Raw genomic sequence first — 13,916 nt, 5'->3', positions numbered from 1 at the left:
TAATTCAAAGCGTTTTTCTATTCTCCTAAAAACTAAACGCCCTCAAATTCCGTTTATAAAGTATACACATCATACATGATCATCTTCATTTTTTTTCTTTGCCATTGGTTTTTATCTCTCTTTAGTCAAACCTTTTTCCTTCACCGTTACTCATCACACAAGATGTTTAAAATGGAGCTTTTTTGGGAGCGGGTTTTCTATTTAATATTACTGATTTCGCAGGGTTCATCATTTCTTAACCCAAGAGCATATGCCATTCTGCACCGGATGCACCATGCTTACAGCGACACTGAAAAAGATCCGCATTCGCCACATTTTTTTAAGGATGTTTTCGGGATGATGATTGCGACAAAGAATATGTACATGAATTATCTGCAGTTTAAGATACAACCTGAGCCAGCTTTTCAGGGAAATTATCCCGAATGGCCTATTGTAGATAAAATTGGTAATTCGTGGGCCTGGAGAATCGCATGTGGATTGTTTTACATTGGTTTTTATGTTGCTTTTGCCAATCATTGGTGGTTGTTTATTTTATTGCCAATCCATTTTTTAATGGGACCTTTACACGGTGCGATCGTAAACTGGTGTGGTCATAAATATGGTTACTCAAATCACGACAATGATGACCATAGTAAAAACTCCTTGCCCTGGGATTTTTTATTGATGGGCGAGCTTTTTCAGAACAATCACCACAAAAAACCGAACAGTCCCAATTTTGCGAGCAAATGGTGGGAATTTGATCCAACCTATCCGGTAATGAAGGTTTTGCATTGGATGAGGATTATTAAAATCAGGAAAGTATAAGGCTAAGGTTTAAAGATTAAAATTTTATAGTTTTTCTGTTCCGATTAATTGTACCCTTAGCGTAGTTGAAGGGTTGCCATATTATTCCATGGTCTGTGTCTCCACAGGCCGTTTTAGTTATAATCATATTGTTTTTTTGTGCAGCGGTGAAATATATTTGTTCACTGCACTTTTTATGTTGGTTAAACCTGACAGGAGCGGGCACGGAACCCGATATTTCATCGGGTGAAGTAAAGCGAATGGCAGGACTGTCGCCACCTAAACGGATAGGAACCTGCTTTCCAAATTAATAAAATAATTGTTTATCTCTTTTGCCTCGGAAATCACGGATTGCTTGTGACCCAAAATGTATGAGGTGCTATCTGTAGCGCGCGAAAGATTCAATTGGAGTTTGTTACCCTTGGCATAGTTGAAGGGCGATAACATTACAGACACAGAATTTCTTTCCCCTAAAATCTTTCTTTTGCGTAAAAGCGTATATTGTAGAAAGCTTTTCAAAAATAATTCTCATTTCATGATCAACTTCCTTAAAATTGTTTTCTCTGCCCTGCTTGTGTTTATGTGTTATAAGGTTATCAGCACTTCTCTCGAAAGCAACTTGTTTGAACAATGGGATTTTCTGGGCAGCATTCCGTGGATGCAGGCCACATTATGGGATTTTTATGCTAACATCTTCATTATCACCCTTTGGATGCTTTATAAAGAAAAAAGCATTATTCTTAAAATCTCTATTGTGATTTTGTTCGTATGTTTAGGAAGCATAGCAACCTTAGCTTATGTTTTAGTGCATTTATTCAAACTAAAAGATGGCGAGGGTGTTAAGGAACTACTTAGTAAGGCATAGGGCGTAGGGTTTAAGGTGTAGGGTGTTTTACTGAGTGTTTATTTGAAGCTAAGCTAAATTGGCTTTTTGGCCTTAAACCTTTTACCTTAAACCTTATGCCGCTCCAAACAGGACATCTACTTTTCATCGCCCTCATTTCATTAATTGCCTGCTGCTTTATCATGGCCATGGTTTGGCTCTGGGCAAAGAAAATCAAAAACGCAGGTGTGGTCGACGTGTTCTGGGCATTGAATTTCCCTGTAATTACGTTGATTACTTTTTTTCTGTCGGATGGGTTTGATCCCCGAAAAATTTTAATCTGCGGGATGTTTTTGCTGGCTGAACTGAGATTGGGTATCCACCTTTGGCAACGCGTTATTGGTCATTTGGATGAAGAAGAAGGCCGGTATGAACAACTCCGTAAAGAATGGGGCGATAAAGCCGACCGCAATTTCTTCGTGTTTTTTCAGTTTCAGGCCCTATCCAATGTGATTCTGGCCATCCCGTTTTTTATCATTACGGCAAATCCTTCGCAGTCTATCTCTCTTTTAGAGTTTGCTGGTGCCTTGGTTTGGGCAATTGCATTTTTCGGAGAAATGATTGCTGACCGGCAGCTTGCAGCTTTTAAAAGTGACCCCAGTAATAAAGGCAAAGTATGTGATACCGGATTATGGTATTACAGCCGCCATCCAAACTATTTCTTCGAATGGTTAACCTGGATGGCTTACTTTATTTTCGCACTGGCCTCGCCCTGGGGTATTTTGGCCATTATCAGTCCGGTTATTATTTTATATCTATTAACCAAAGTTACTGGTGTTCCGAACAACGAAGAGCAGAATTTAAGGAGCAAGCCTGTAGCTTATAAAAAATATCAACAAACAACAAGCGCCTTTTTTCCCTGGGGAAAAAAGGAGGGGAGAGGGAAAATGTAAATGGAAGATAGACTATGCCATTCGCAAATCCATCATCCCATTTACATCGTACATCATCCATTTCCATTATACATTAACCATCTTACATTTTCCATATTATGTGGTACGATAAACTTTTAGAAAACGACAAACTTCCGGATACCGCCTTGCGTATCGGCATTAGAAAACTATGTAAACAGCGTTTAGATGATGAAACATTGGGCGATGAAGAATTACAACAGGAAAAATTTATGAACCTGGTTGCCGAATTGAAGCAATCGCCGATTGCGGTAAATACTGCCGATGCCAACGAACAACATTATGAATTGCCTACAGCATTTTTTCAGTACTGCCTGGGGAAAAATTTAAAGTATAGCAGTGGCTACTGGAAACCCGGCGTTAAGGATATTGATACCTCAGAAGATGATATGTTGGCCTTGACCTGCAAAAGAGCTGATTTGCAGAACGGTCAGAATGTTTTGGAACTGGGCTGCGGCTGGGGCTCGCTTTCACTTTATATGTCGGCAAGATTTCCGGAAAGTACTTTTACCGTAGTGTCTAATTCAGCTACCCAAAAGATCTTTATCGATGAAACGGCAAAACAAAGGGGAATACAAAACCTAACGGTTTTAACGGCCGACATGAACACGTTTACCATTGCCGATACATTTGATCGGGTGGTTTCGGTAGAGATGTTTGAGCATATGCGCAACTATAAATTTCTGCTGAATAAGGTAGCTTCGTTTATGAAACCGGATGGCAAATTGTTTGTGCACATTTTTACGCACAAAACCTTAGCCTATAAATTTGAGGTAATTGATGAAACGGATTGGATGAGCAAATACTTTTTTACCGGTGGAATTATGCCTTCTAATCACTTGTTTTTCTATTTCAATGATGATCTTAAAATCGATAAACACTGGGTGGTAAACGGAACCCATTATGGCAAAACCTCCGAAGCCTGGTTAAGCAATATGGACAAACATAAAAAAGAAATTATGCCCATTTTGGAAAGTACATATGGTAAAGATCAGGCCGTGAAATGGTGGGTGTACTGGAGATTATTTTATATGTCGTGCGCCGAACTGTTTAATTATAATAAAGGAAACGAATGGATGGTATGTCATTATTTGTTCGAAAAGAACAAATAATTAAGAGGTTAGAATGGAAGATGGATAATTGGGGCTGCGAAGTGCCCATCATCCATCCTCTGTTTTCCATATCACATTTTCCATCATCCATATCACATTTTCCATTATGAAAACTCTCGCCATCATCGGCACCGGAATAGCAGGCATGGGTTGTGCCCATAAACTGCAGCATCAATACGATATTACCCTATTCGAAGAATTAGATTATATTGGTGGCCATACCAATACCATTACGCTTGAAGAAGATGGTAAACCCATTTATCTGGATAGCGGTTTTATGGTTTTTAACTATCAAACTTATCCGAATTTGACTGAAATGTTTGCAGAGATTGATGCACCTGTAATTAAAACGGATATGTCTTTCAGCGTTCAGTTTTTGCCTAAAAAATTGGAATACAGCGGCTCGAGCTTAAATCACCTTTTTGCGCAAAGAAAAAACCTGTTCAATATATCTTATTTAAAAATGTTGATGCAGATTAACCGTTTTAACAAGCAGAGTATCGAAATTTTGGATCAACCGGAGTATCAGGATTATTCTATTGGCAGGTTTTTTAAGGAGTTTGGTTATAGCGACGAGATGCTCTGGCAATACCTCATTCCGATGAGTGCTGCGGTTTGGAGCGCACCGATGGAACAGATCCTCGATTTTCCTGCCGTTACCCTGATCCGTTTCTTCAAAAATCATGGTTTTTTAGGTTTAGATACCCAGCATCAATGGTACACCCTGCAAAATGGGAGTCAGGCTTACCGAGAAAAACTAATTGCCCCTTTTCGCGACAGGATTAAAATCAATACTAAAATCATCTCTGTAAAGCGTTTGGAAAACGGTAGGGTTGAAGTAGAAAATCAAAAGGGAGAGAAATTTGAATTTGATAAGGTGATTATGGCGAGTCATGCTGATCAGACTTTCGAAATCGTAAAAGATAAAACGGCCCTCGAAACCGAATTGCTTTCTAAATTCAAATACCAGCTAAACAAAGCCGTGGTACATACCGATGAAAAGCAAATGCCTGAAGCCAGATTGGCCTGGAGCAGCTGGAATTACCGCGTTGAAAAACAGGGCGAAAAATTATTGCCAAGCACCATTTATTGGATGAACAGTTTGCAGGGCGTTTCTAAAAAGCAGAATTATTTTGTTTCCATTAACCCGACAGATTCTTTAAACGCTGAAAAAATTGTAAAGGAAATCGATTACCATCACCCTTTGTTCGATGTTCCAGCCATGCAGGCACAGGAGCAATTGCACAGATTGAACGAAACAGGGCCAATTTATTACTGCGGAAGCTATTTTAAGTATGGTTTCCATGAAGACGCGTATAAAAGTGCGGTGGAGCTATGCTCCATGATGGAAAATGTTAGAGGTAAGATGGATAATGTTATGTAAGATGTACTAGAGGCGTTGATGAAGACTTATCAAGCATATCCAATGTAAGATTATATATTTTCAAACTTTGCTTTCATTAAAGATTTTGTGTTTTTTTTATTAATTTTAACTAGATCATCCTTAGAAACTTTACGGATTAAACTTTTTAAGATGAACGAAAAAACAATTCATTTGCTGGAAAGAACGTTTCGCTTTGGCGTAGATGTTTTAAAATTTTTAAGCACATTACCTTATAATTTCATATATAAGGTTCCAATGTTACAGTTAAGTAGGAGTGCGGCCTCTATTGGTGCCAATTACGAAGAAGCACAGGGGGCGGCGAGTAAAAGGGATTTTAGTCACAAAATAGGAATTTCTTACAGAGAGGCCAGAGAAAGTATTTATTGGTTACGTACATTGAACGAATTATATCAGGATGAAAAATACCAGCTAGATTTTGAAAAATTTAAAGCAGAAGATGTTGAGCTAAAAAAGATATTTACCTCTATTAAGATTTCATCCAGCAAATAATTCGTATGTAATGATATGATTTAAGTATTTCATTTGCCATTTTACACCATACATGAAAAGTCCATCATCCATTTTACATCTTACATCAAACATCTACACGGCAAAGGTGATGCACCATCGCCTGGCGCCCAAAAAACATTATTTTTGGTATAGGGTGTATATGTTCTATATCGATCTGGATGAGTTGGATTTGCTCAGCCAAAAATTACGCTGGTTCAGCAGGAATAAATTTAACCTCTTTTCTTTTAGGGATGCAGAACATCTTCAGTTGCCAAAGGAAAATCCCGATCAAAGCAAAAATACCCGTCAGCATGTAGAAGATTATTTAAAGGAAAATGGTGTAGATGGAACCCAGCTTAAAATTAGACTGCTTACCAACCTTAATGTTTTAGGCTATAATTTTAATCCGGTTTCGTTCTATTACTGTTTCGACCAGCAGGAAAATCCGGTTTGCTGTATCGCCGAAATCAGCAATACTTACCGCGAAATGAAACTTTTTTTCTTCGGAAAAGACGAATTGGATGGCGATACCTTTAAAAAAATCACCACAAAATATTTTTATGTTTCGCCATTTATAGACCATGATGATTCATTCGATTTTAAACTTAAAGTGCCTGCAGATACACTTGATATTAAAATTGATGATCTGGATAAAAACGGCAAATTGTTTTTTATCAGTACCTTAAAGGGAGAGAAGAAGCCTTTAACTAACGGCAATATGCTACGGTATTTTTTCTCTATACCCTTTATTCCGCTGCAGATTATGGGCATGATCCATTGGCAGGCTTTTAAACTCTGGATAAAAAAAATACCTTTTCATCCAAAAGCCGAAAACCCTGCGCTGCAACGCAACGTATATAAACCCTATAAACCACAAATCAAATAGATCAAACGATTATGAATACGCTTACCGCTACCAGAACATCAACAGGTTTTTTCGAAAGAGTTGTGCTTAATGCACTTTCTAAAATGACATTGGGGAAATTAGAACTTTCACTGCCAAGTGGCGAAACTTTAGTTTTTGGAAACGGTGAACATAAAATAGAAGCGCACATACAGGTGAACCATCCGGATTTTTTTAAATCGATAGCACTTTACGGTGATATCGGTTTTGGCGAGGGTTATACTGCAGGTTTATGGGATACCACAAACATTACCAATGTGATCAAATGGGTAATCCTCAACATCGAAAATGCACCCTCAATAACAGGAAGCAAGGTAAAATCTATTGCTTTAAATGTTTTTAAATGGGTAAATAAGATTTACCATGTACGCAGGGCCAATACCCTGGCCGGATCGCAAAAAAATATTTCAGCACATTACGATCTGAATAACGATTTCTTTGCTACTTTCCTGGATAAAACCATGACCTATTCGAGCGGTTATTTTAATCCTGAAGATTTAAGTTTAGAAGAATCCCAATATGCCAAATACGACCGACTAGCAAAACAGTTAAAAATCAAAGCCAGCGATCATGTATTGGAAATCGGCAGCGGTTGGGGCGGTAATGCCATTTTTTTAGCAAAAAATTATGGCTGTAAAGTAACTTCGGTTACCATTTCGAAAGAACAACAGAAGCTGGCGGTGGAGCGCGTACAGGCCGAAGGGTTGGCAGATAAAGTTTCTGTCATCATTCAGGATTACCGTAAAATTGAAGGTACTTTTGATAAAATTGTTTCTATTGAAATGTTAGAGGCTGTTGGTCACCAATATTTGGAAACTTATTTCGAAAAATGTCAGGATCTTTTAAAACCTGATGGGATCTTTGCCTTTCAGGTAATTACCTCGCCCGATTGCAGATATGATAAACTGAGAAACGGCGTAGACTGGATCCAGAAACACATTTTCCCGGGTTCGCTTTTACCTTCGGTTGCAGCGATGAACAGAGCCATAAATGAAACAGGCGATTTAACCCTGGTTGATTTAAAGGATATGGGTTTAGATTATGCCCGAACATTACATTTATGGTTTATAGAATTTAATAAAAACCTCGATAAGGTTAAATCCCTTGGATTTGACGATACCTTTATCCGTAAATGGAACTATTATTTAAACTATTGTGAGGCAGCCTTTGCTATGCGGAACATTAATGTGATGCAGATGGTTTATTCGCGACCAAACAATATTTCGAGATAGAGATATAGTCTTAAGTCTGTAGTCTTTAGTCCGGAGTCGAGTTAATGAGTGGCGGAACCTGGGATTGAGCGTTTGGCGTCAATTAACCACTTAACCATAAACCATCGGCTATGAACCATTTGACCAATGAACGAATGGCTAATGAATCAATGAACTTTTCATTCACCGATCAATCTACGTTGTTTGCCGATCAATTGATAGGGGTTAGCGTAAAAAGTATAGCGTATCTTTGTAACAAAATGCAATTTGCGTAGACTAATTACAAAAGACTAACTCTTAACATGAAAAAACTTTTACTATTGACCTTCACCCTTGGATTATTTTTTACCGCACAGGCTCAATTTCCTGGTGGCTTTGGCGGAGGGCCAAAAAAATCTACTGTTACCGGACGTATTACTGCCACTATACTCGATTCATTAACAAAAAAGCCTATTGATTATGCAACCGTATCGTTGGTTACAGCTAAGGACAATAAATCTGTAAATGGTGGTGTAACCGACGAAAAAGGGAAACTAAACCTACAAAATGTATCACCAGATTCTTATAAGCTGATGATCGGTTTTATGGGTTACAAAACAAAATCTGTTCTGGTTACCACAACACCTTCAAAACCGGATAACAATATTGGCACCATTTATATCTCAGGATCGGAAAATACTTTGGCCGATGTTCAGGTTCAGGGAACAAAAGCGGTTATCGAAAATAAAATCGATAGAATGGTTTATAATGCTGAAGCTGATGGTACAAATGCCGGGGGTGATGCTACAGACGTGATGCGTAAAGTACCCATGCTATCCGTAGATGTTGATGGAAATGTTCAGCTCCGCGGTGGTGCTGTTCGTGTTTTGATCAATGGTAAACCTTCTGGTACGATGGCCAGCAGTGTTTCGGATGCTTTAAAAATGATCCCTGCAGAGCAGATTAAAAGTGTTGAGGTGATCACAAGTCCATCGGCTAAATATGATGCTGAAGGCTCTGGAGGTATCATCAATATCATTACTAAAAAATCAAATGCACAAGGGGTAAGTGGTACGGTAAACGCAGCGGTTGGTACCCGTCAAAACAACGGAGCTTTCAACTTAACCGCAAAAACCGGACGTTTAAGTGTAAATGCAAGTTTGGGTACAAACCTGGCTTATGCTCAGGATTCGAGGGTTTTATTTGAAAACAGCACACGTACGGATTCGCTTACCAAAACCACCATTACCAATATCATGCAGGATGGGGTTTCTAAGTGGAGCCGTAATGGTTATAATGGTAGTGTAGGTGTAGATTATGATTTTAACGCTTACAATAACTTAAGCTCAAACCTGAAATATAATAATTTCTCCAATGGTGGGCCTGGCAGTGCAGATTATGTTTTAAATGGTGTCCCATTTAAAAATATCAGTGATATGGATATGGGCTTCAATAACTTCGATTGGAACGTAGATTATAAGCGCACCAGCAAAAAAGAAGGCGAGGAGTTTACGATTTCGGGTCAGTTATCATCAGGACGGAATACAACAGACTTTCAGAACGAAATTATTGGCAGTTCATTTCCTGCTGTAAATAATAACAATACCGGTAAAAATAAAGAGTATACCATTCAAACTGACTATACTTATCCATTTAGCAAATCGACCATTTTAGAAGTTGGGGCAAAAGGAATTTTCAGAAACATTAATAGTGAATTTTCTAATAATGCAAACCAGGATTTTGAATACAACCAGGATGTAGCATCTGCTTATGGGGTAATCAGCTTTAAATTGAGTAAAAAATTGAACTTTAAAGGCGGCCTGAGATCAGAATATACCAGTATCGATTTTAATACGGTAACACCGGGTATCCAAAAGAATAATTATTTCAATTTATTCCCAAGTGCCATTATTTCGCAAACCCTTAAAGGGAATGCGACTTTAAAATTAAGCTACAACCGCAGGGTGCAAAGACCAAGTTTAGCGTATTTAAATCCTTTCCGTAATGAGAGCGATCAGTTTAATATCCGACAAGGAGAGCCAACGTTAAGTCCGGAGTTAAGCGATAATCTGGAACTTGGTTATTCAACTTTTATTAAAGGATCTGTGATTAATGCATCGGTATTTTACCGCCGTACTGGTGGTGTAATTGAAAGTTCAATCACTCCGTTAAAAGAAAATGGATTTGAAAAAACATTATCTACATACATTAATGTGGGGGTAGCTCAAACTTATGGTGCTAATATTTTTGCATCATACAATCCGAAACCAAAATGGACTTTAATGACCAATCTTGGGGTTAATACCTACGAGGTGAGCAACTCGTTAACCAATATTAGTACAGGTACTTATTTGAATTATAACATCTTTGGCCGTTCTGCATACGGATTCGGTAAAGGGTACAATTTCGAGCTGTTTGGTGTAGTAAATTCGCCTAGAAGAACTTATCAGGGTAAAACAGATGCGATGGTATTTTATGGCGCATCATTCAAAAAAGATATTCTGAATAAAAAAGGTTCAATCGGTATCAATACCTTAAATCCATTTACCCGCGATTTACACATCAGAACCGTAAACAACTCTGTTACAACGCTTGGTGATAAGGTAAGTACACTTTACCAAAGCACTAATATTTATTACCCTTTACGTTCTTTCGGTGTTAACTTCAGCTATTCTTTTGGTAAGCTTAAGTTTACAGAAAAGAAAAAGATCAAAAATGACGATGTAAAACAAGATCAACAGCAGCAAGGTGGTGGTATGGGCGGTGGCGTTCAGCAATAAAAAACCCAATTTATATATATAGTATAAGTCTTTCCATTAATTTGGGAAGACTTTTTTGTTTTAAGAGGGTTGCTATTTGTATATGGTGTAAAGTGTACAATAAGTTGGGATGTAGCCTTCTTGTTTTGGTGAGTATAAGTAGCTTAGTTGTTATTTTGCATTTTTTTATCCTCAATTTTGCGTGTTTTTGCGGGACTGAGTCTTTTTGTATCAAAAATTGTACGAAATTTAGCACTATTAGTTCTGTTTTATGCGTCTTCTTGTGCGTAAAAAACTTATATTGCAATAACTAACAAATCTTTAACCTAAATAATTAAGATATGAGAAAAATCTTTACCTCACTTTTTTTTCTGTGTATTTTACTCACTGGCCTTTCAGCTCTGGCCCAGGTAAAAACAATGACGGGAAAAATAACCTCCTCTGATGATGGAGGCCCATTGCCTGGTGCAAGTGTAAAAATTAAGGGGACCACAACAGGTACTTCTACCGATGGGAATGGCAATTTTACCATTCAGGTGCCATCACCAAATGCAGTACTTGTATTTAGCCTTTTGGGATATAAAACACAAGAAATTACCGTGGGTAATAAAACAACCGTTAATGCAGTGCTCGCTTCAGATGCTCAGGAACTTCAGGAAGTTACCATTTCAACTGCATTGGGGATTACCCGTCAGGCCAAATCTTTAGGTTATGCCGCGCAATCAGTAAAATCTGAAGATCTTAATTATAATCACCAGCCTAACCTGCTTAATGCCTTACAAGGTAAAATCGCCGGTGCTACCATCTCAAGTACGGGTGGAGGCCCTGGCCAGGGTGCAAGTATCCGGATCAGAGGGGTTAACTCTATCGATCCGAATATTTCTGGCGATCCATTATATGTGATTGATGGGGTGCAGATTGACAACTCAACCTCTACCCTTGGGGCCAATCCCGATGGAAGCGCTTTTGGTTCGAGAGGGGTAACCAACAGGGCTTCAGACATTAATCCGGAAGATATCGAAACCATCAATATTTTAAAAGGAGGTGCCGCTACTGCTCTTTACGGATTAAGAGGTGCTAATGGTGTAGTGGTGATTACTACAAAAAGAGGTAAGCAGAATGGCGTTAGTGTTAATTTTAACAGCAGTTATGGTTTTGACCAAGTGTTGAAATCGCCAGATGTACAAACAGAATATACTCAGGGCGTATTGGGTGTTTATACCAATCCGCCAGGGGGTATCGGTCCGGCATGGGGACCAACCATTGCCGAAGCGAAACTGATCGATCCGACACATCCAGATCAATTGTTCAATAACTATGACCGTGCTTTTGGTACTGGCCAACAGGTTAAAAATTCGTTGACGGTTACCGGTGGAAGTGAGGCAATTAAATTTTTCTCTTCTATTTCGCAGCTTTACCAAAAAGGAATGATGCCGAATACCGATAACAAAAACTTCTCGGGCCGTTTAAATACGGACTTTACCATCAGTCCAAAGTTTAAGGCCTCAGTGAATATGAATTTCACCAATTCAGGCGGATATAGTTATAGTGCAGACCGTTTTGGCGAAAGTTTGGCCTATTGGTCGCCACGCTACGATGTAGCAGATTATCAGAATGCTGATGGCTCACAAAAATATTTTGGCACCAATAATCCAATATGGGGTACAGCAAACAACAGGTTTAAAGGTGATGTGAACCGTTTTATCGGTGGAGCAAGCTTAAGTTATGATCCTGCCAAATGGCTTAATTTCTCTTATCGCTTAGGTATAGATACCTATAATGATAACCGGGTACGTACCGCCCGCGGTCCAATGTACGCTACTGAAGCCATGTACGATAATGCGCAGGGTTTTTATGGTGAGTACAATACCAAATTTAGAACCATCAACAGTACTTTAGTTGCCACGCTTACCTCTAAACTAACAGACGACATTACCGGTACCTTAAGGCTCGGACAAGAACTTTACGACCGTAAGTCTAAGGAAATCGGTACTTTGGGCAGTATCCTCGGTGTTTATGATTTCTTCAATTTAGCCAATGCAGGGGTACTTACACCAACGCAGACGCTGAAACAAAAAAGATTGATCGGTTATTTTGGAGAAGCGACTTTTGATTATAAAAACTACCTTTTCTTAACCTTAACAGGTAGAAATGACATCACTTCAACGCTTCCAAAAGCAAGCAGGTCGTTTTTCTATCCTTCAGCAAGTTTAAGTTATGTGTTCTCTGATCAGTTTAAATTGCCTACCGTGATCAGTCAGGCCAAGTTGCGTTTGTCTTATGCCAGGATCGGAAAAGATGCATCTGAGTATTCAACATTTACCGGATATTCGCCATATACTTCACTGCCAACTGGAACTGGCGGTTTAACAATTGCGCCAAACCTGGGTAATCCCGATCTTCGTCCAGAGTTTACCAATACCTATGAGGCTGGTTTGGAAATGTCGTTCTTTAAAAACCGTTTAGGTTTCGATTTTACCTACTACTATTCATTAAGCAAGGATCAGATTATCCAAACCCAGATTTCTTCAGCTGTGGGTTATGTAACCAAATCGATCAATGCCGGCGATATCCGCAACAGAGGCGTCGAATTGGTGTTGAATGGTAAGCCTATTGTGTCAAAGGATTTCAAATGGGATGTAAATGTGAACCTTTCTGCCAATAGAAACATGGTGCTGAGTATGCCTAACGGAATATCTGAAATTGTATATGGTGCGGCAAGAGGTTATGGCAATGCTGGTGTAACCATGAAACTGATCCAGGGGCAACCTTATGGCAATATTTATGGCAGTTATTTTAACCGTTATTATGGAACCACACCTGAAGATCCAATTGTTCTCGATAAAAATCTGCCTTTGCTCATCAGTGCAAACGGATTTCCAAGCATTTCCGGCGGAAAACAAAAGTTACTCGGTAATTCTCAGCCAAACTATATCATTGGTATGGGCAATACTTTCAGGTATAAAAATTTCAGTTTAAACGTATTGTTTGATGCCCGTTTAGGCTTTGAAAAATACAACTGGTTAGAAGATTTCTATTCGGCTTTCGGATTACCTGATTATACCGTTGATAGAAGAACAGTGAAAGTATTTGATGGGGTATTGGCTAATGGACAACCGAATACTAAACCCGTTTATATGGGGCAAAAACTAGGCCCGGATGGTGTTGATTATGGTGAAGGATATTACCGTATCTATTACCGTAACGTTTCTGAGCCTTTTGTAAGTGATGCTTCTTGGGTACGTTTACGTTCTGCAAGTTTAACGTATAATTTACCAGCGAACTGGTTGCCTGCAAAATCGATCAAAAATGCTTCACTATCTGTTACCGGAAATAATTTATGGTTGTGGACGAAATATTATGGTGTGGATCCGGAATCGAGTTCTTACGATTCGGGTAGTAATAATGATGGTTCAGCCGGATTTACCTATCCATCTGCCCGTACAATCATGTTCACCCTTAATGTTGGTTTTTAAAAAG

At 38.8% G+C, this 13,916-nt stretch carries 10 protein-coding genes; all 10 read left to right on the top strand.

Features of this window, described 5'->3' with window-relative positions; translation table 11 throughout:
- The first annotated feature begins 75 nt into the window (after positions 1-75).
- The 10 genes from AC04Q1_RS05580 (at position 76) to AC04Q1_RS05535 (ending at position 13,912) form a co-directional block, all read left to right on the top strand.
- Entirely contained in the window at positions 76-804 is a 729-nt protein-coding gene (locus tag AC04Q1_RS05580; RefSeq protein WP_478362625.1) for an acyl-CoA desaturase, read from the top strand.
- A 409-nt stretch (positions 805-1,213) separates the two neighbouring features.
- Positions 1,214-1,648, top strand: a complete 435-nt coding sequence (locus AC04Q1_RS05575; RefSeq protein WP_478362623.1) for a DUF1475 family protein — start codon at positions 1,214-1,216, stop codon at positions 1,646-1,648.
- 95 nt (positions 1,649-1,743) lie between these two features.
- Positions 1,744-2,559, top strand: a complete 816-nt coding sequence (locus AC04Q1_RS05570) for a DUF1295 domain-containing protein (RefSeq protein ID WP_478362621.1) — start codon at positions 1,744-1,746, stop codon at positions 2,557-2,559.
- A 98-nt stretch (positions 2,560-2,657) separates the two neighbouring features.
- Positions 2,658-3,689, top strand: a complete 1,032-nt coding sequence (locus AC04Q1_RS05565) for an SAM-dependent methyltransferase (protein ID WP_478362619.1) — start codon at positions 2,658-2,660, stop codon at positions 3,687-3,689.
- Positions 3,690-3,795: 106 nt separating this feature from the next.
- A complete protein-coding gene (locus tag AC04Q1_RS05560) occupies positions 3,796-5,073 on the top strand; it encodes an NAD(P)/FAD-dependent oxidoreductase (protein ID WP_478362617.1) in 1,278 nt (425 codons plus the stop codon).
- A 150-nt stretch (positions 5,074-5,223) separates the two neighbouring features.
- Complete coding sequence (locus AC04Q1_RS05555; protein WP_478362615.1) at positions 5,224-5,583, top strand: four helix bundle protein; 360 nt, start codon at positions 5,224-5,226, stop codon at positions 5,581-5,583.
- A gap of 52 nt (positions 5,584-5,635) precedes the next feature.
- The gene (locus AC04Q1_RS05550) at positions 5,636-6,469 is read left to right on the top strand and encodes a DUF1365 domain-containing protein (RefSeq protein ID WP_478362613.1); all 834 of its coding nucleotides are present in this window, start codon (positions 5,636-5,638) and stop codon (positions 6,467-6,469) included.
- 11 nt (positions 6,470-6,480) lie between these two features.
- Entirely contained in the window at positions 6,481-7,719 is a 1,239-nt protein-coding gene (locus AC04Q1_RS05545; protein ID WP_478362610.1) for a class I SAM-dependent methyltransferase, read from the top strand.
- Between the two features lie 281 nt (positions 7,720-8,000).
- On the top strand, positions 8,001-10,457 hold the full coding sequence (locus AC04Q1_RS05540) for a TonB-dependent receptor (protein ID WP_478362608.1): 2,457 nt from the start codon (positions 8,001-8,003) through the stop codon (positions 10,455-10,457).
- A 320-nt stretch (positions 10,458-10,777) separates the two neighbouring features.
- On the top strand, positions 10,778-13,912 hold the full coding sequence (locus AC04Q1_RS05535; protein WP_478362606.1) for a SusC/RagA family TonB-linked outer membrane protein: 3,135 nt from the start codon (positions 10,778-10,780) through the stop codon (positions 13,910-13,912).
- Positions 13,913-13,916: the final 4 nt, after the last annotated feature.

The sequence above is a fragment of the Pedobacter humicola genome, from assembly GCF_056490705.1.
Note: the sequence above shows the minus strand (reverse complement) of the source record. Positions and strands in the feature narration are given on the sequence as shown.

Bases quoted from the DNA above. Each gene is read 5' to 3' on its own strand.
- AC04Q1_RS05550 (WP_478362613.1), top strand. From the start codon at position 5,636: ATGAAAAGTCCATCATCCATTTTACATCTTACATCAAACATCTACACG.
- AC04Q1_RS05565 (WP_478362619.1), top strand. From the start codon at position 2,658: ATGTGGTACGATAAACTTTTAGAAAACGACAAACTTCCGGATACCGCC.
- AC04Q1_RS05555 (WP_478362615.1), top strand. From the start codon at position 5,224: ATGAACGAAAAAACAATTCATTTGCTGGAAAGAACGTTTCGCTTTGGC.
- AC04Q1_RS05560 (WP_478362617.1), top strand. From the start codon at position 3,796: ATGAAAACTCTCGCCATCATCGGCACCGGAATAGCAGGCATGGGTTGT.
- AC04Q1_RS05540 (WP_478362608.1), top strand. From the start codon at position 8,001: ATGAAAAAACTTTTACTATTGACCTTCACCCTTGGATTATTTTTTACC.
- AC04Q1_RS05570 (WP_478362621.1), top strand. From the start codon at position 1,744: ATGCCGCTCCAAACAGGACATCTACTTTTCATCGCCCTCATTTCATTA.
- AC04Q1_RS05535 (WP_478362606.1), top strand. From the start codon at position 10,778: ATGAGAAAAATCTTTACCTCACTTTTTTTTCTGTGTATTTTACTCACT.
- AC04Q1_RS05580 (WP_478362625.1), top strand. From the start codon at position 76: ATGATCATCTTCATTTTTTTTCTTTGCCATTGGTTTTTATCTCTCTTT.
- AC04Q1_RS05545 (WP_478362610.1), top strand. From the start codon at position 6,481: ATGAATACGCTTACCGCTACCAGAACATCAACAGGTTTTTTCGAAAGA.